The organism is Maribacter polysaccharolyticus, from assembly GCF_028882255.1.
Taxonomy (GTDB): Bacteria; Bacteroidota; Bacteroidia; order Flavobacteriales; family Flavobacteriaceae; genus Maribacter_A; species Maribacter_A polysaccharolyticus.
The window spans coordinates 777,107-793,429 of record NZ_JARBUY010000001.1 but is presented as its reverse complement, the minus strand read 5'-3'; the positions used below and the strand labels follow the sequence as shown (position 1 = coordinate 793,429).

The following is a 16,323-nucleotide window of genomic DNA, read 5'->3' as shown; positions in this document are numbered from 1 at the left end:
CGGAAGTGGTGTTCCCAATCCTTTGGATTGGTACCGGAATAATTCAACCCTTAACGGGCGGGAATGGTTTTTCATTAAATAACCCCTCCTTTTTTTAACGTATAATAGATGGAATAGCAAGAATTTATCATATTTCCAAAATATGGGATAGGGTGCGGACAAGTGGGGAATTTGCAGTAATTTTAAGGCTTGTTTTTTTAATCCCGTCATGTATCCTGCCTATTTGTATATCAAATGGATTAGGCCGGTCTCCCAAAGCAGAAATTGTGAAGAAAGCTATCCTTTATATGATTATCAGTACCTTTTCATTTACGTTAATGAATTCGGTGGTAAAATATCTTTCCGGTTTTCCAACCTTTGAGATTGTTTTTTTTAGGTCATTGGGTTCTTTTGTTCTGGGAACAACGTATATCTTATATAAAGGCATCGATATTTGGGGGAATAAAAGGACATTGATGCTGGTGAGGTCCATTATAGGGTTGACCGCTATGAGTCTCTTCTTTATGTCCTTGAAATATCTGTCTGTTGGTACAGCCGTATCCTTACGGTATTTATCCCCCATATTTGCTACCTTTTTTGCTGTTTTATTGTTGAAGGAAAAATTAAGGCCACTTCAATGGCCCTTGTTCTTTATGGCCTTTTTAGGGGTGCTTGTCCTAAAGGGTTTCGATGGGGCGATTGATAATACGGGGCTGGTTCTGATTTTGGCCGCTTCTATATTCAGTGGCTTGGTATATGTAACCATCAGGAGGATCGGAAAAAGCGATTCACCGATTGTCATCGTAAACTATTTTATGTTCGTGGGAACCGTAATTGGTGGTATACTAAGTATATTCAATTGGAAAAAACCTATAGGCATTGATTGGTGGCTGTTTTTGAGTTTGGGGATATTCGGGTTTTTCGGACAAATATTCATGACCAAGGCATTTCAGGTAGCAAAAACCAATTTGGTGGCGCCATTAAAATATATCGAAGTTATTTTTACCCTTACCGTTGGTGTTCTTTGGTTTGGGGATTTCTATTCGATTTGGAGCTTAGTGGGCATCCTTATGATCGTAGGGGCCCTTGTCGCCAACGTATTTGTTAGTAAGGATTAACGGTTAAATCTTACTTTAAAAATAGTCCGACGGGTATCTTTTGTTTTCCGAGGGGTGCCATACACTATGTCATACCGAGGGCCATGCATTGGATGGGGCATTCTACTTATATCGTAATTCCTATACGGATGATCGTTTTTCTTTTTTAGTTCTTACTTTGTTATAAACCTTCTTATCTTTAAGGAAGTATTTTGAAGATGATACTAGAACCTAGAATGCTAATCAATATTAAACAATTACGAATATGAAAAAATCAAGTCTCGACCGTTTCATTAAAAGCATGCTCATATGCTTTTTGTTTTTAGGTGTTTTTACGACCTATGCCCAAGAAAAATTTGGTGGTCTGGCCCTATATACCGTCCGTGACGCTATGGGGGAGGACGCTAAGGAAACCCTTAAGGCCGTGGCCGATGCCGGATATAAAAATATAGAAGCGGCAGGATATGCCGACGGTAAGTTCTATAACATGACCCCTATGGCCTTTAAAAACTATGTCAAGGAAATCGGACTTCATCCGATCAGTACGCACCAAGGATCCGTGACCTTGGAGAATGCCGATGCCATGATGGCCGATGTAAAGGCTGCCGGTTTCAAGTATTTTGTGGTTCCAGTGCCTCCAATGGGGCTTTTTACGGTTGATAAGGAGACCAGGATGATGGGGATGAAGGGAGGAGTTGAAAATTTGGCCGGTATTTTAACCTCCTTGGGCAAGAAAGCGAAAAAGGCCGGACTTAAATTGCTCTACCATAATCATGATTTCGAATTTAAGAAAGATGCCGACGGGATAATACCCATAGAGTATTTGTTGGAAAATTGTGACCCGAAATATGTAAACTTCCAAATGGACCTGTATTGGGTTACGAAGGCCGGTGCCGATCCAGTGGAATATTTCAATAAATATCCCAAAAGATTCAAAATCTGGCATGTTAAGGATATGGACGATCAAGGAAGGTTCGCACCTGTGGGTAATGGTAATATAGATTTTGCCAGGATTTTGGCCAATAAAAAATTATCAGGGATGGAATATTATATGGTGGAACAGGATAAGACTTTTAATATGGGACCTCTCGAGGCCATCAAAGTAAGCCACAAGGGGTTAAAAAACATAGGGTTCAAATAGAGGGTCAACCTGAGTGCCGGGGGTATGCCATCCACCGTTAAGCAATTCGCCCTTGCGATAAACCGAAGCAGGGTAATCGAGGATGAAAGGGTAACGGTAAACAAATAACCCTTAATATGGGTATGATTTTGTTCCGCCCACTTTGATTCGATATTGAAACAAGCAACGTCCCGAAAATTAATTCGGGACGTTGCTTGTTTTAACCTTGACCGTAGTGAGATCTATTCTTTTTCATCGGGAAGGTTTATCCCTTTGGTCAATAAGGTCAACCCCATCAATACCAGCCAAATGACCTTAAGATGGAATATGGGTTTATAGATTTCGAAGTTATCAGGGATTCCCATAATAATGCCCATGGCAGCGATACCCAAAAGAATGGTAAACCATCCCAGTCCTTTGTTCAGGATACTCCATTTTACAAAGGCCGCTCCTAAAATAACCAATCCGACCCCCGAGAATACACGTCCAAATCGTACAAAACAAGTAACATAATGGTTGGTGAACAGTAGGCCATCCATGATTTCCTGGATTTCCTCAGGGGATTTTCCCATGGTATTGCCAACCCCCCAAGCTCCGAACGTATAGTAGAAAGCCGCTGCGATGGCCAAGGTAAAGGTGCCCACGATTATCATTCCGGTTCCTGGATAGATCAATACACGGTAAGGTTTTTTGGTGGCTATTCCGGTTAAGGCGAACATGGCGATCCCCATGATCACCCAACCAAAAATGTGCATACGGTAGATCCATATCCACGTCCATAAGTTTTTATTGATCTCAGTAAAGTCGGAGGCTACAATATATTCCCCCAAATGATGGGGAGAAAAAAACCATCCCCCCCAAAGCAAAACGGCCGATACGATAAAGGCCCAACCGATGATTTTTGTTTCGAAATCTTTTTTCATAATTTTGTCTTTTGATTTCTTCAATTTATGGGAAACAGACCTTTTTATATGTAACAATTGTTACAATTCCAATATTTAAATAACACAATAACAAGGTATTATAAATGGTTTTTTCCCGGTAGTTGGTGTGTGGGGTCCGATATTATCGGGGTTAAGTACTTTTACTCGAATAAAAGCTTAAAAGTTTTGCTTATTTTTAAAATCTGATTGGTGATTTTGATTTATATCCTGCTATTTTAGGTACTATAAAGGGATTTTTCACCTATAAGCTAATAATGTATCATGGGATTATCTACAATAAAAATGACGGAGACAGCTTCAGGTTTGGAACACTACTTTCAACAATTCAGGTCACATATCATCGGGGTCGATCAGACTTTTACATCCCCCTATGGGGAACAAAGGATATTGTATGCGGATTGGACGGCGAGTGGGCGGTTATATGGCCCTATCGAGGATAAATTATCCCATGTAATAGGCCCTTTCGTGGCCAATACCCATACGGAAACCTCCTTTACAGGTTCGGTGATGACCATGGGTTACCACGAAGCTCGGAATAAGATAAAACGGCATGTAAATGCCAATTCGGACGATGTGCTTATTACCGTAGGTAGTGGTATGACCGGTGCGGTGAATAAATTTCAACGTATTTTAGGACTCAAAGTATCTGAAAACCTACGACCATATACGGAAATTCCCGAAGCATTGAGACCGATTGTCTTTGTCTCCCATATGGAACACCATTCCAATCAAACCTCTTGGTTGGAAACCATTGCCAAGGTTGAGGTCATCCCCTGTAACGATCAAGGGTTGATCTGTTTTGAAAGCTTTGATAAATTATTGGCAAAATATCAGGACCATCCCTTGAAGATAGCTTCCATAACGGCCTGTTCCAATGTTACGGGTATACAGACCGATTACCATAGGGTCGCCAAAATGATCCATGCCAATAATGGGTTGTGTTTTGTTGATTTTGCATGTTCGGCACCCTATGTGGATATTGATATGCATCCTGAAAATGAAGAGGAATATTTGGATGCGATCTTTTTTTCCCCCCATAAATTTTTAGGAGGCCCTGGCTCAAGTGGCGTACTTATTTTCAATAAAAAACTATATAAAAACCTCATACCCGATAATCCGGGGGGAGGTACCGTTACATACACCAACCCTTGGGGCGACCATGATTATATCGATGATATCGAGACTCGGGAAGATGGGGGTACCCCTGGCTTTTTACAGGCGATAAGAACGGCCCTTGCCATAAAGTTGAAAGAACAAATGGGGGTTGACAATATCCATAGGCGGGAGCATGAAATGAATCAAAGGATTTTCGGGCAATTGAATGAAATCGACAATCTCCATATCCTGGCCAATGAACATAAAGATAGGCTGGGCATCTTTTCATTTTATATTGACGATGCCCATTTTAACTTGATCGTTCAGTTATTGAATGATCGTTTCGGAATTCAAACCAGGGGAGGATGTTCCTGTGCAGGTACGTATGGGCACTACCTTTTGCATGTAGACCAATTGACATCCAAAGCCATCGAAAAAAAGATTTTGGAAGGTTGTTTGATGGAGAGACCAGGGTGGATCCGGATGTCCATTCACCCAACCATGACCAATGCCGAAATTGATTTCATTTGTGATGCCATTGCTCAAGTTGCCCTAAACCATAAAGAATGGGGTAGGGATTATACCCATAACTTGGCCAAGAATGAATTTGAGCATAGTAAAGGAAGCCAAAATGAGCAAAGCTTGGTCAAAACTTGGTTTGATGATTAATGACCCTGCCCTTTTCATAGCGGTTTGAAAATTTTCCGTCGGTGTTCCATAAATGCCGATAAGACCATCCATTCCCGAGCATACTATTGCCGATCATAAGCTGAGGGATTACCGAAAAAGGGAATGGACCCTTTGGATATTGCGTTCAGCGAAGGGGGGCTTCCGGCATCGTTGTATTGGCGATTATTCGCGGGCTATTCGGCTGTACTTTGGATTGTTTTAAAGCTTCAAACCATACACCTTCAAGCTTTTTAAGAAGAATGGTTAAAAAATGGAAGATTTTTAAAAGTATTCGATTTAATCGTTCATAATTTCAGATTTGAGGGTTATTTTTGAAGTACTCCTAGTATACAAATGAAATCTCGACAATAATCGTATGATAAAAGAACTGCAAGCCAATTACGGACATATTTTTGAAGAGGAACTGATCAATGAAATTAATCAGACCGGTACATATAGGGAAGTTCATGAAGGCCATAAGCTCATGGAAATCGGGGAATACGTAAAGTCCATGCCTTTATTGATTTCCGGAGTGATAAAAGTGCTTCGGGAAGACGGGGATGGTGATGAATTATTGTTGTATTTTTTGGAACATGGGGATACCTGTGCCATGACTTTGAACTGTTGTATGGGGCACACAAAGAGTGAAGTCAGGGCCATTGCGGAAACCCATGCCAAATTGATCATGATCCCAATCCAAAAAATGGAGGAATGGTTGGCAAAATATACGAGTTGGCGCAATTTTGTCCTGCTCAGTTACCACAATAGACTGAATGAAATGTTGGAAACCATAGACAGCATTGCATTTTTAAGGATGGATGACCGGCTGTTAAAGTATTTAAGGGACAAGGCAAGAGTAACCAAAGACAATGAGATCAGTACCACACACCAGCAAATTGCCTATGAATTGCATACCTCTAGGGTGGTCATTTCAAGATTGTTGAAAAAATTGGAAAACCTCGGTGAGATCGAGCTATATAGAAATCAAATTAAATTGGTGAATGCATAAGGGATTGACCTTCCAAATGGTGAAGTCTTGATCCCGTCTCAATAAAACCTCCATATTCGGCTGATCGATATGTGTTGATGACCTACGTTCCGATACATTATGTAACCAATGTTACTTAAAAATCCATATAACGATTATAATTTTAACCGTTACTTGGAAGATGGGGGTCGGAATGCAAGGACACGGATTTTTTGGATACGCCCGTGGCACTCTGAACATACATTAAAATAGTTAGTTATAACTAGGGTAACAAGGGGACGACAGGTTGATTCCTGTCATTCCCTTGTTTTAATACACAAACAATAAATTAGCAATTAAACGAAATCAAATGTCATTCCTAAGTTCTCTTTTCGGCGGTAGTAGCCTCGATCCCAATAAGTTCGAAGTACTTGATAAAAATTCCTTTAAAAAGGCCATTCAAAATAAGAAAGTCCAATTGGTGGATGTTCGTACCCCAAGGGAATATAATAGTGGGCATATAGGAAAAGCACTTAATATCGACTTATTCCAAAGTGGAAGTTTTAAACCTTCCTTTGAGAAATTGGATAAAAGCAAACCCGTTTACCTCTATTGTAGATCAGGGGCAAGGAGTAGAAAAGCGGCACGAAAAATTTTGGATATGGGTTTTGAAAAAGTGTACGACCTAAAAGGCGGGTATATGCAGTGGTAAGCCCTATATAGATTGAAAAATTAAAACAACCGAACAAATAAAAATATTGAACATGAAAGAATCCATAATCGTACAGAACTTAAAATGTGGCGGATGTGCACGAACCATTACCAACAAATTATCCGAAATGGAGAACATTTCTGAAGTAGTGGTCGTTCCTGAAGAATCTTCCGTAACATTTGCCTATAATACCTCCGACGACCTATCAAAAGTCAAGGAAAGACTGATCAATTTGGGTTACCCATCGGTAGATAATAAAAACACCCTTGCTTCAAAGGCAAAATCCTTTGTGAGTTGTGCTACGGGTAAAATGGCGAAATAATGAAACTCCTGTATTGTGTGGCCCTAGTGTTTGTTTTCGCAAGTTGTAAGGATGCGAAAAACACGGAAACAACCGCTATGGATACAACCACCGAAACCAATATATCGGCTTTACAACATCCTGGGAAGAAAATCATGGAAACCAAATGTTATGCTTGCCATGATGCTACCACCCCGGAGGAAAATAGGTTGGCACCTCCCATGGCAGCCGTTAAAAGGCGTTACGTAATGGGCGTTAGGGACAAGAATGCCTTTATACAGGATTTCATCGATTGGTCGAAAGACCCTACATTGGAAAGATCAAAAATGCCCGGGGCCGTTCAGCGTTTTGGGGTAATGCCCTTTCTTCCTTACCCAGAGGAAGATATAAAGCTCATTGCGGAATATCTTTATGAAAATGAAATTGATCAACCGGATTGGTTTGAAGAGCACTATCGGCAGAACTCCCAGGGTCAAGGTATGGGCCAAGGACAGGGTATGCGTAAAGGTAGAGGTCAAGGGAATGGCGGTGGAATGGGCAGACCGATGAACTTGGATACAAGACAGGGTATCACCCCTACCGATTACAATGCCTTGGGAATGAAGTATGCCCTTGCCACCAAAGCGCAGTTAGGTAAAAACCTTATTACCGCTATTGAAAAGAAGGGCACCGTCGGGGCTGTTCAATTTTGTAACCTTAGGGCCATAAAGTTGACCGATAGTATGGCAACAGTACAAGGCGTAAACATCAAAAGGGTTTCCGATAAACCGAGGAATCCCGATAACCAGGCAGATTCCCAAGAGCTCGAGTATATTGCGGCCTTTAAGAATACGGTGGAAAAGGGAAATAAGGTAAGCCCGATAATCGATGAAATCGATGATAAGGTACATTACTATTCCCCTATAACTACAAATACCATGTGCCTTCAATGCCATGGCCTACCGAATGAAAATGTAACCCCTGAAACCTTACGTACTTTAAAGGCCTTATATCCCAACGATCAGGCCTTGGGATATTCCGAAAACCAAGTTAGGGGTATGTGGAGTATTGTTTTTTATAAAAAGTAATCGTCTCGCTTTAAATACTTAAATATTAGTTTTAATTTCGATGCGATTTTAAAACATGTGGTCATTCCTTAAAATAAAATGGCCTTCGTTCCAATACCATTTTACCCAATGAAATATTCCTTCTTTCCCCTAATTGTATTTTCGGTTCTAGTTGCCTGTAAAGAAAATAAGTCGATCAACCATCAAAGTACTTCCAACATGGAAGGGTCTGAACATGGTAAGGCCCATAAACATTGGAGTTATTCAGGGGAAACGGGTCCGGAGCATTGGGCCGAAATTGAGGTCGATTCGGATTGCAACGGTAAGTTTCAATCCCCCATCAATATTGTGAAATACAAAGAGAACGGTAATTTAAAGGCTATAGACCTCTACTATGCCGATGAGACCAGGATCCATGATGTTACCAATAACGGACATAGTATCCAATATAACTTCGAAACTGGGGATTATATCTTGGTCAACGGATTGAAATACGATTTAAAACAGGTACATTTTCATGAACCTTCGGAGCATACCATCGACGGGGTTCGATATCCCTTGGAAATGCATCTGGTCCATATGGATGATTCCGGACAGTACACCGTTATTTCGGTTATGGCCAAAGAAGGTGAGGGCAGTATCCCTTTTGATTTTTTGGAAAGTTTTTTACCACTTAAGGCCGGTGAAAGTAAAAAAGTGGACAGACCTTTCAATATGAATGACAATCTACCCGAGCTTAAGGATTATTTCTTTTATACGGGGTCTTTGACCACGCCCCCATGTACCGAAGGGGTAAATTGGTATATTTTCAAAGAACCCATTACGGTATCCTTGGAACAGGTAGATCTCCTAAAGAACCTGATGCCCATAAATAATTATAGGAACGAACAACCCCACAACGGTCGACAACTCTTTGTTACTGCCAATTAGTTATGGGGCGTATTTAAGACCATCAATCCTGATTCTTTTTACCAAACCCATAAATGTTCTGGTGGAAGAAATCTTGGGGAAATTTTTCATCCCCTGGGAACCCGAGTTTAATGGTACCACTGTCTTCCGGAATATAATTTGTTTTAAAAATATAATCCCATAGGCTCAGGCTTATTCCGAAATTCACGCCATAAGACCCTTTGGGCAATACATAGGCATGATGATAGAGATGCATGACTGGGTTGTTGAAAATATATTTCAGCGGTCCCCATGTTATCTTGATGTTCGCATGGTTTAAATGGCCAATGGCAATTGCTATAAAATGGACAATATAGGCTTGTTCGGGTTCAAAACCGCCCAAGACCATAACCCCCAAGGTTTTTAAGGGTTTATAAATGATGTTTTCCATCCAGTGATACCGCAGATGGGCGGCAAAGCCCATTTCCTTTACCGAATGGTGTACTTTATGGAATTTCCATAGAAAGGGATACTTGTGTAGCAATACATGGGTAAACCATTGTACAAAATCAAGAATGATAAAGAAAATCAACAATTGCCCCCAAACGGGTATGGAGGAAAGGTCTATAATGGTGAGGCTTTTGGATGAAATCCCGACATCCTTGAAAAGTACCCCCAGTAATTTATAAAATCCGCTTATGGCTATGGCGAATAGGAAGAAGTTGAAGTACATATAAAACCCATCCAACCAAAAGTCCCTACGGAATATCGATTGTTCCTTTCGCCAGGGGAAGGAGATTTCGAGAATCCAAACTACTAATGATATAACGGTCAAACCCCAGAAATAATTCGTGTACCAAGGAACTTCGAATATAATGGATTTCCAGGTCCATTCAACACTTCCTAAAAAGGAGTTTACAAAAGCATCTACATATTTTTCCATAGCATATTAATTTAAGTTGAACTGTATTCTTGGCCCTTATTTGACCGTTTGGATACTTTTACGCATCATACGGATCATATAAGGATTGCCGATATTTTTTAATATTTTTTATGTTGTGGCGAAAACCGAAAGTTTCAATAAAACTTGCGGTACTGCCTTTAATTTAAGGTGTACCATTCAATGTCCTTCAAATTTTCCCTTCTGCCTTTCTTTGTTGGGGGATAATTGGTGACCAAGTAATTGACGATAATTTCCTCATTAGGGCCTAAATCCCATAAATTCTGGGTTTCTTGCATCCATCGTATGGTCGATATCCACCGTTCTTCATTCATTTTATTTTGGGTCACTAATTTTGCGGAATGGCAGTTGGTACAATTGTTCACTACGGTCATTAATCCCTCCGCATCTACCAAACCGGTGCGCACATGGATCCCATTTTCTATTTTATCATAATCGTCTTCTGCAGGAACCGACGAATACCCTTCATTCAATGCTTGCACCCCTGGTTTTGATTTTACCAACAATTGAGGGTTAGACAAAAGAACCAGTATGGTAAAGGCGGCAATGGCGAATATGCCAAAGATGCCTAACAGCATTCGATATATCGCCTTGACCTGTAGTTTGAATTTCGTTTGATCCTCCATCTATACGACCTTTATGGCGATTCTATGGCATGCATTGTTCAAATATCCTTTCGGATTCCATCCGGGTAATAACATTGGTTGACTTATACCACGGGAATCGGTAGCCTTGGCCCATACTTCATAATACCCTTTTTTAGGAAAGTCGATTTTGGTCGCAAAATGTTGCCAAGCCAGTCTATTATAGGGCTTCTCAATGGGGCAATCGTTCCAACTGGCCCCAAAATCGATGGAGTATTCCATTTTGGACACTTCCAATTCACCTGCCCAGGCATGGCCACGGATATCCAAGGCTTTTCCTTCTTTGATCGTTGCCCCCGATCTGGGGTAGGTGATCAACGACTTCACGGGCATTGATTCGATGATACACATGTCTTCATCCTTTACTTTTTCACCCGGGGCAACGGGATTACAGGGTACCCGATATGCGGTACCGGTCATTTTAGTGCCATCATGAACGATATTACGGACACTTATACGGTTGACCCATTTACCTGAGACCGAAGCAGGCCAGCCACCGGCAACCAATCGTAAGGGGTAACCGTGGGCCAAGGGTATATCCTTACCGTTCATTTGAAAGGCGATAAGGGTTTCGTCCTGCATCGCTTTGGCCATGGGTGCTCCCCGTGAAATAGGCTCTTTTTGCGGATCCCTGCTTAGGTGTACATCGGCGGCATGGTATCCGATATAAACCGCATCGTTATTCACCCCAACATCCTCCAGGATATCGCGAAGACGAACTCCGGTCCAACTGGCACAGGAGACGGCACCTACGGTCCATTGGTTCCCTTTGGCCGGTGGATCGAATTCACTTCTGCCATTACCGCCACATTCCAAGGTCAATTGATAGGTATGTTGGTTGAACTTTGTTTTCAATTCCTCCAAGGTATAGGATTTCGGTGTGTCCACAGATTCCCCATCTATGGTCAACGTCCAGGTATTGGCGTCGATCTGCTCCGGAATTAAACCATTGTTTCGAATGAACATCGATGAATTCGGGGTAATTTTATCATCCAACAAATGGGCTTTGGCCTCAATGTTCCAAGGTTTGTCGTTGAGCACTTCCATTTCCTTGTTTTTGTTGAACATTTTGAAAGGGTCGGGGTCCTGAAAAGCCAAGGGGAGATACCCTTTTGGCATGGTATCGGCAAAAACGATTTCTGCCCCGATCAAAGTACTTAATGAACCTAAAGTAGTCCTTTTAATAAAATTTCTTCTTTTCATCGCATGAATTGAAATTTCTGTGTTTTAAGATACGTATATTTTAAGGCCAAACTCTGTAACAAAAGTTACACAGGAAATCAAATGTAACTAGTTGATAAATTTTATGTTATGACCTACCTCATTGACCTAAAACCATACCCAAAGGTTAGACATTTAGATTCGGTTACGGCCCGATACCCCAAACCAGGATTTTGGGCTGTAATATGGCGATATTTTTTGTAACAATTGTTACAAAAATGTTCTACTTGCCGATCTCCTGAACCCAAAATCATTTATTAGCGATTCCCGGAATACCATTAAAATAAGGCTATTCGGGGGATTGATTGCCTGAAATTCAGGTCTATGATAAATGTCATCAATTCAGAGGGTTGTGTTTTTTAAATTTAATCCATATATCACTGAACCATCGACCGGTGATGATGGACAGCAATCCATGACGTGGAGTGCCATTGCCATTGGTCGGTACACTAAATAACTAACTTCTATGAAACATTCAATCGTTAATTGCTTTTTCTTGTTCTTTGTTTCTGCCGTAATGGCCCAGTCGGGTCATATCATGCAGGGCGTGGGAGCTGTTAATATGTCTATGGGAGGTGCGGCTACGGCCCAACCCTTGGATATTTCAGGAGCCATTCAATGGAATCCTGCCGCTATGGCAACCTTTGATGATAAAATCATCAAGTTTGATTTAGGGTTGTTCTTTTCTTCTCCCCAACTTTATTCCACTGTACCGGAGTTTGATACTAGTGGACAACAAACAGGGAATTTTTATAGTGGTACCACTGAAGATGATCGCGGTGTATCCCCTATGCCTGCCTTGGCCATGGTCTGGGGCAAGGAGGGAAGTAAACACACCTTTGGGGCCTCTGCCTTTGGAATCAGTGGTTTTGGGGTAACATTTCCCGAGAGTACGACCAACCCTATCAATATGCCACAAAGTATGGGTGGTTTTGGTCGTATAGAATCCGATTATATGTTATTACAGGTAGGTTTATCCTATGCGTATGAGCTCACGGATAAGATTTCTATCGGGATCCAGCCGAACTTGGATTATGCGGCATTGGAATTGGCGCCTAACCCAACTGCAAGCCCAACTACGGCCGGATATCCAAACACGGATAAAGCTTCAGCCATTGGTTTTGGGGCCCAGTTTGGGGTATTCTATGATTCCGGTCTCGGATTAAAATTGGGAGCCTCGTATAAAACAATCCAAAAATTTGGGGAGTTTGAGTTCGATAATACGTATTTAGACGGTAGTACTTCCAATAATAATTTTCAAATGGATTATCCGGCGATTTTATCCCTTGGTTTTGGATATTCAACAGGGGATGTTGATTTAGCTGTTGATTTTAGAAGGGTGGATTATGAAAATACCGACGGTTTTTCTGAAACTGGATGGACACAAACAGCATCGGTTGCCGGTTTTGGATGGGAGAATATCTCCATTTTATCGGTCGGACTTCAATACAAGGGAATAAACAAACTGCCATTGCGTTTTGGCTATACCTATAGTTCGAACCCTATACCGGAAGAAGTGGCGTTTTTTAATATTCCCGCTACTGCAATAATCAAAAATGCCTATCAATTTGGATTCAGTTATGAAATAAGTGACAAATGGAATTTTGATGCTGTGTACCATTATGGGGATAGCAATGGTGAAACAGAAGGGGAATTATTAAGTCCAATGATGATATCATCAAGTAATCCTTATGGGGCCATTTCAGGGTCATCCGTGTCTTATGATATGACAACGTCTATGATCCAGATAGGTTTGAGTTATACGTTTGCCAAATAAAATAGTTTTAAGGATCCCTTTAAATTAGGATAAAGGAAACGGGGGCATTGGCCCCCGTTTCCATTTTTTAAAATCGGTACTGCACAAAGGCCGAAAGATTACGACCCGGGTCGTTGATCGGAATTTGTGAAAAATCTTCCTGATTATTGAATGAAAAGTTCAAATGGTTATGATACGTCACGTCAAAAACATTGAGCGCCGCTACACCCAAAGTCAAGTTCTTTAAAGGTACTATACCCAGACGAAGGTCCATGACCTCATAGCCAGGGGTAACCGTTTCTCCAAAAGAGGCGGCGATGTTATCCTGTTCCGACGTAATCCTATAGTTTGCATTTACCCAAAAACGTTCTACTTCGTACCCCAATTTAAGACTGGTGGTCAAGGGGGGTACCAAGGGGAGCGATTCGTTCAAATCCTTGTTCTTGGCATAGACATAGGCCAACTCCGTTGTAAAATTAAAATCATTGAAAAAGTCGATTCCAGCCGAAATTTCAAATCCGGTCTTATAGGCCTTGTCCAAATTCCTGAAAACCTTGGGATTGATGGGCTCGGAAGTGGGCATGTACTTACGGGTCAGGGTTTCATCGATCACGGCCACGATATAATGGTCATAAAAAGAGTAGTAGAATGAGCTGCTATAATTAAAACGATCATTGGTCTGATCGGAGAAGGGTAGTCTACCCGAAAACCCGATTTCGAATTGATTGTTGACCTCTGCATCCAAATTGGGGTTGCCGATATATTCATAGGAGTCTTGACCAACGGTAAAATGATTGATTACCCTTTCGATCATATTGGCGGAACGAACCCCTCGTCCATAGGCAAGTTCCATGGTAAACCGGTTACTAGGAACGTATTTCAAAGATAAGGTACCGCTTATGTTATGTTCGTTTCGTTTGTCCAAATCGGGGTACATTGCTGCAAAGTCATCTTCAGGATCCTTTATTTCCGAAGTGACCAGGTCATACCGCAAACCTGCGGTAAGGATGGTGTGTTCCGTTAGGGGTTGTTTTCCCTCAACAAAAAGTCCCAAATCGTTGATGTAGGAGTCCTGCCAAATCTTATCCTCGAATTCCGTCATTGAGCTTTGTACGATGCGGGTTCGGTCCCCATCCCTGGCGACATACATGGCATCCAGGCCGGTGTAGAGTATCGATTTTTCACTGGGTTTCAGTTTAAATTCGATTTTGCCCCCTGCTGTTGTGGCATTGATTTCCGATGTTGCATGGGTCATCATATAGCTGGGCCTGTTGGTATTGCTCATGATATGGTCTACATAACTATAATATAGTTTGGTTTCAATATTCTGAAGGGTACCGTTCAAACCGGATAGTTTATAATCCAATGACAGAATGCTGCTATCATCGAGATCGGTATCCATGGGTAGACCGGCATGAAGAACGTCCCTGCCGAAAGATTGTCGCCAGTGGGCTTGTAAACGTTGGTTCGGGGTGAAATTGTACCCCACTTTAAGTCCGTAATCCAAACTTCGGAAAGACGAAGGGATCTCAGTGCCGTCCCCATCTTCGTAATTGCCGAAATCCCGAAAGCCGACATTTCCCGTTACGTCATATTTTTCGGTGGCTTGTTGCAACCGGGCCATGGAGACCAAAGAGCCCCCGTTACTCTCGTAACCACTTTGTATACTGCCATGTAAGCCATAATCACTGGCATCGGGCAAATGGGCTACCATGTTCACGATACCTGCGAAGGTGGCACCGTTGCGAACCGTATAAGGGCCTTTAATGATTTCTATCCTATCGATTTCCTCTGGGATGACATGGGTGGTAATGGGATCCATCCTATTGGGACAGGCATGCATGGCTTTGGTGCCCCCATCAAACTGAACATTCAATTGTTCGTATTGGGAAGCCCTAAAACTAGGGTCATTGGCATAATTGCCCCTTTTTATCAAAGCAAATCCGTTTATGCCATTAAAGAGATCGGCTACATTTCTTGGCTGTACTATTTTCTTTACATAATCATTGGTTTCCAGGGCAAATACGGGATCCAGTTTGGAATCACCACTCACGATCACTCCGGAAATTTGAAGGGGAGCTTCTTTTAGATAGAAATAGTCCACCTTCTCCTGTGGGGTTATGAATTTTTTAATCGGATGAAATCCCAGATGGGATATGGTTAATTCAGCCCCTTTTTCAGGAACGGTGATATGAAAATATCCTTCTACATCGGTATAGCCAATGGCTTTGTCGTTCAAAGTTATATGTACTTCCTGTACGGGTGTATGATCTTTTTGGGAGAATACCTGCCCCTTGAAGTTTTGGGCACTGATTGCGTGACCTAACAAGGTACAAGTAATCACCATTAAATGTTTAACATTCATTGTTGATTCTTTTAATTAAAGTTTAGATAAAGCCGAAATAGGATACGGTGGATCGTATCGTTCAGCATAAAAAGCAATGTATGTTATAAACGGGGTGGGTGGGTAACTTCTTTTAGGTAGCAGTATTCGTAACGATCATTGTACTGATAATTGGCAATGGCAGATCCTTGGTTGCTGATAATCTCAAAGGCAGGGCTTTTTTCCAAAAATAGAATCGTCTCATTCTTTAAAAGCTCAATATTTATTGGCGGATGATCATCGTTGGACTCCTGTAAAAGCATTTTGGCCAAATAACACTTGCCATCGCAGTGTAACTCAGGACGTTCTTTGTTTACACAATATCGGTCGATGAAATCATCGGTGAACAAGGCATAATAGCTAAGGGTGCCGGCAACTTTTAAACTACTGGCGAGGGTTAAAACCAAGAAAAAAGTCGTTATGGTTCTCGGATGATTGCTCACAATACAAAGTTAATGCAACTTTTTCTTCATAAACTGATTTTTATCATAATTCAGGTTTGTACAGACTTTTACTTTTGTAAACAAGATAATAATATCT

15 protein-coding genes are annotated in these 16,323 nt (G+C 41.4%); 9 read left to right on the top strand and 6 right to left on the bottom strand.

Going from position 1 to position 16,323, the window contains the following annotated elements:
• The first annotated feature begins 266 nt into the window (after positions 1–266).
• Together PHU20_RS03550 and PHU20_RS03545 are read left to right on the top strand one after the other, a co-directional pair.
• Positions 267–1,097: a DMT family transporter gene (locus PHU20_RS03550; protein ID WP_338040873.1), complete on the top strand. Its 831-nt coding sequence runs from the start codon at positions 267–269 to the stop codon at positions 1,095–1,097.
• Between the two features lie 244 nt (positions 1,098–1,341).
• The gene (locus tag PHU20_RS03545; RefSeq protein WP_420828660.1) at positions 1,342–2,217 is read left to right on the top strand and encodes a sugar phosphate isomerase/epimerase family protein; all 876 of its coding nucleotides are present in this window, start codon (positions 1,342–1,344) and stop codon (positions 2,215–2,217) included.
• 221 nt (positions 2,218–2,438) lie between these two features.
• Here PHU20_RS03545 and PHU20_RS03540 read toward each other — a convergent pair whose 3' ends face one another.
• Positions 2,439–3,119 (bottom strand): hypothetical protein, encoded by a 681-nt coding sequence (locus PHU20_RS03540; RefSeq protein ID WP_274823961.1) that lies wholly within the window; start codon positions 3,117–3,119, stop codon positions 2,439–2,441.
• Positions 3,120–3,401: 282 nt separating this feature from the next.
• On the opposite strand from PHU20_RS03540, the gene PHU20_RS03535 reads away from it, so the two are divergent.
• The 6 genes from PHU20_RS03535 to PHU20_RS03510 all read left to right on the top strand — a co-directional run bounded on the left by PHU20_RS03535 (position 3,402) and on the right by PHU20_RS03510 (position 8,860).
• Positions 3,402–4,904, top strand: coding sequence for an aminotransferase class V-fold PLP-dependent enzyme (locus PHU20_RS03535; RefSeq protein WP_274823960.1), 1,503 nt, complete (start codon positions 3,402–3,404; stop codon positions 4,902–4,904).
• 376 nt (positions 4,905–5,280) lie between these two features.
• Positions 5,281–5,913, top strand: a complete 633-nt coding sequence (locus PHU20_RS03530; RefSeq protein WP_274823959.1) for a Crp/Fnr family transcriptional regulator — start codon at positions 5,281–5,283, stop codon at positions 5,911–5,913.
• 328 nt (positions 5,914–6,241) lie between these two features.
• Positions 6,242–6,583, top strand: coding sequence for a rhodanese-like domain-containing protein (locus tag PHU20_RS03525; RefSeq protein WP_274823958.1), 342 nt, complete (start codon positions 6,242–6,244; stop codon positions 6,581–6,583).
• 52 nt (positions 6,584–6,635) lie between these two features.
• Positions 6,636–6,905, top strand: a complete 270-nt coding sequence (locus PHU20_RS03520) for a cation transporter (RefSeq protein WP_274823957.1) — start codon at positions 6,636–6,638, stop codon at positions 6,903–6,905.
• Positions 6,905–7,951: a c-type heme family protein gene (locus tag PHU20_RS03515; protein ID WP_274823956.1), complete on the top strand. Its 1,047-nt coding sequence runs from the start codon at positions 6,905–6,907 to the stop codon at positions 7,949–7,951. The genes PHU20_RS03520 and PHU20_RS03515 overlap by 1 nt, the downstream gene beginning before the upstream one ends.
• Positions 7,952–8,059: 108 nt before the next feature.
• Positions 8,060–8,860 carry a carbonic anhydrase gene (locus PHU20_RS03510; protein WP_274823955.1) on the top strand — a complete coding sequence of 267 codons (801 nt, stop codon included), beginning with the start codon at positions 8,060–8,062 and terminating at the stop codon, positions 8,858–8,860.
• A gap of 22 nt (positions 8,861–8,882) precedes the next feature.
• Here the strand turns inward: PHU20_RS03510 and PHU20_RS03505 are convergent, their stop codons facing one another.
• The 3 genes from PHU20_RS03505 to PHU20_RS03495 all read right to left on the bottom strand — a co-directional run bounded on the left by PHU20_RS03505 (position 8,883) and on the right by PHU20_RS03495 (position 11,626).
• Positions 8,883–9,761: a sterol desaturase family protein gene (locus PHU20_RS03505; RefSeq protein WP_274823954.1), complete on the bottom strand. Its 879-nt coding sequence runs from the start codon at positions 9,759–9,761 to the stop codon at positions 8,883–8,885.
• Between the two features lie 158 nt (positions 9,762–9,919).
• Positions 9,920–10,405 carry a monoheme cytochrome C gene (locus PHU20_RS03500; RefSeq protein ID WP_274823953.1) on the bottom strand — a complete coding sequence of 162 codons (486 nt, stop codon included), beginning with the start codon at positions 10,403–10,405 and terminating at the stop codon, positions 9,920–9,922.
• Positions 10,406–11,626 (bottom strand): sulfite oxidase, encoded by a 1,221-nt coding sequence (locus PHU20_RS03495; RefSeq protein ID WP_274823952.1) that lies wholly within the window; start codon positions 11,624–11,626, stop codon positions 10,406–10,408. It abuts the gene before it with no gap.
• 484 nt (positions 11,627–12,110) lie between these two features.
• Here PHU20_RS03495 and PHU20_RS03490 point away from each other — a divergent pair, with 484 nt between their 5' ends.
• Positions 12,111–13,421, top strand: coding sequence for an OmpP1/FadL family transporter (locus PHU20_RS03490; RefSeq protein WP_274823951.1), 1,311 nt, complete (start codon positions 12,111–12,113; stop codon positions 13,419–13,421).
• Between the two features lie 67 nt (positions 13,422–13,488).
• Here the strand turns inward: PHU20_RS03490 and PHU20_RS03485 are convergent, their stop codons facing one another.
• Positions 13,489–15,765, bottom strand: a complete 2,277-nt coding sequence (locus tag PHU20_RS03485) for a TonB-dependent receptor domain-containing protein (protein WP_274823950.1) — start codon at positions 15,763–15,765, stop codon at positions 13,489–13,491.
• Between the two features lie 83 nt (positions 15,766–15,848).
• Complete coding sequence (locus tag PHU20_RS03480; protein WP_274823949.1) at positions 15,849–16,190, bottom strand: hypothetical protein; 342 nt, start codon at positions 16,188–16,190, stop codon at positions 15,849–15,851.
• Positions 16,191–16,323: the final 133 nt, after the last annotated feature.

Excerpts from the sequence above, each read along its gene's own strand:
- PHU20_RS03510 (WP_274823955.1), top strand. The coding sequence starts at position 8,060 with ATGAAATATTCCTTCTTTCCCCTAATTGTATTTTCGGTTCTAGTTGCC.
- PHU20_RS03525 (WP_274823958.1), top strand. The coding sequence starts at position 6,242 with ATGTCATTCCTAAGTTCTCTTTTCGGCGGTAGTAGCCTCGATCCCAAT.
- PHU20_RS03520 (WP_274823957.1), top strand. The coding sequence starts at position 6,636 with ATGAAAGAATCCATAATCGTACAGAACTTAAAATGTGGCGGATGTGCA.
- PHU20_RS03535 (WP_274823960.1), top strand. The coding sequence starts at position 3,402 with ATGGGATTATCTACAATAAAAATGACGGAGACAGCTTCAGGTTTGGAA.
- PHU20_RS03530 (WP_274823959.1), top strand. The coding sequence starts at position 5,281 with ATGATAAAAGAACTGCAAGCCAATTACGGACATATTTTTGAAGAGGAA.
- PHU20_RS03495 (WP_274823952.1), bottom strand. The coding sequence starts at position 11,626 with ATGAAAAGAAGAAATTTTATTAAAAGGACTACTTTAGGTTCATTAAGT.
- PHU20_RS03545 (WP_420828660.1), top strand. The coding sequence starts at position 1,342 with ATGAAAAAATCAAGTCTCGACCGTTTCATTAAAAGCATGCTCATATGC.
- PHU20_RS03500 (WP_274823953.1), bottom strand. The coding sequence starts at position 10,405 with ATGGAGGATCAAACGAAATTCAAACTACAGGTCAAGGCGATATATCGA.
- PHU20_RS03505 (WP_274823954.1), bottom strand. The coding sequence starts at position 9,761 with ATGGAAAAATATGTAGATGCTTTTGTAAACTCCTTTTTAGGAAGTGTT.
- PHU20_RS03515 (WP_274823956.1), top strand. The coding sequence starts at position 6,905 with ATGAAACTCCTGTATTGTGTGGCCCTAGTGTTTGTTTTCGCAAGTTGT.
- PHU20_RS03485 (WP_274823950.1), bottom strand. The coding sequence starts at position 15,765 with ATGAATGTTAAACATTTAATGGTGATTACTTGTACCTTGTTAGGTCAC.
- PHU20_RS03490 (WP_274823951.1), top strand. The coding sequence starts at position 12,111 with ATGAAACATTCAATCGTTAATTGCTTTTTCTTGTTCTTTGTTTCTGCC.
- PHU20_RS03540 (WP_274823961.1), bottom strand. The coding sequence starts at position 3,119 with ATGAAAAAAGATTTCGAAACAAAAATCATCGGTTGGGCCTTTATCGTA.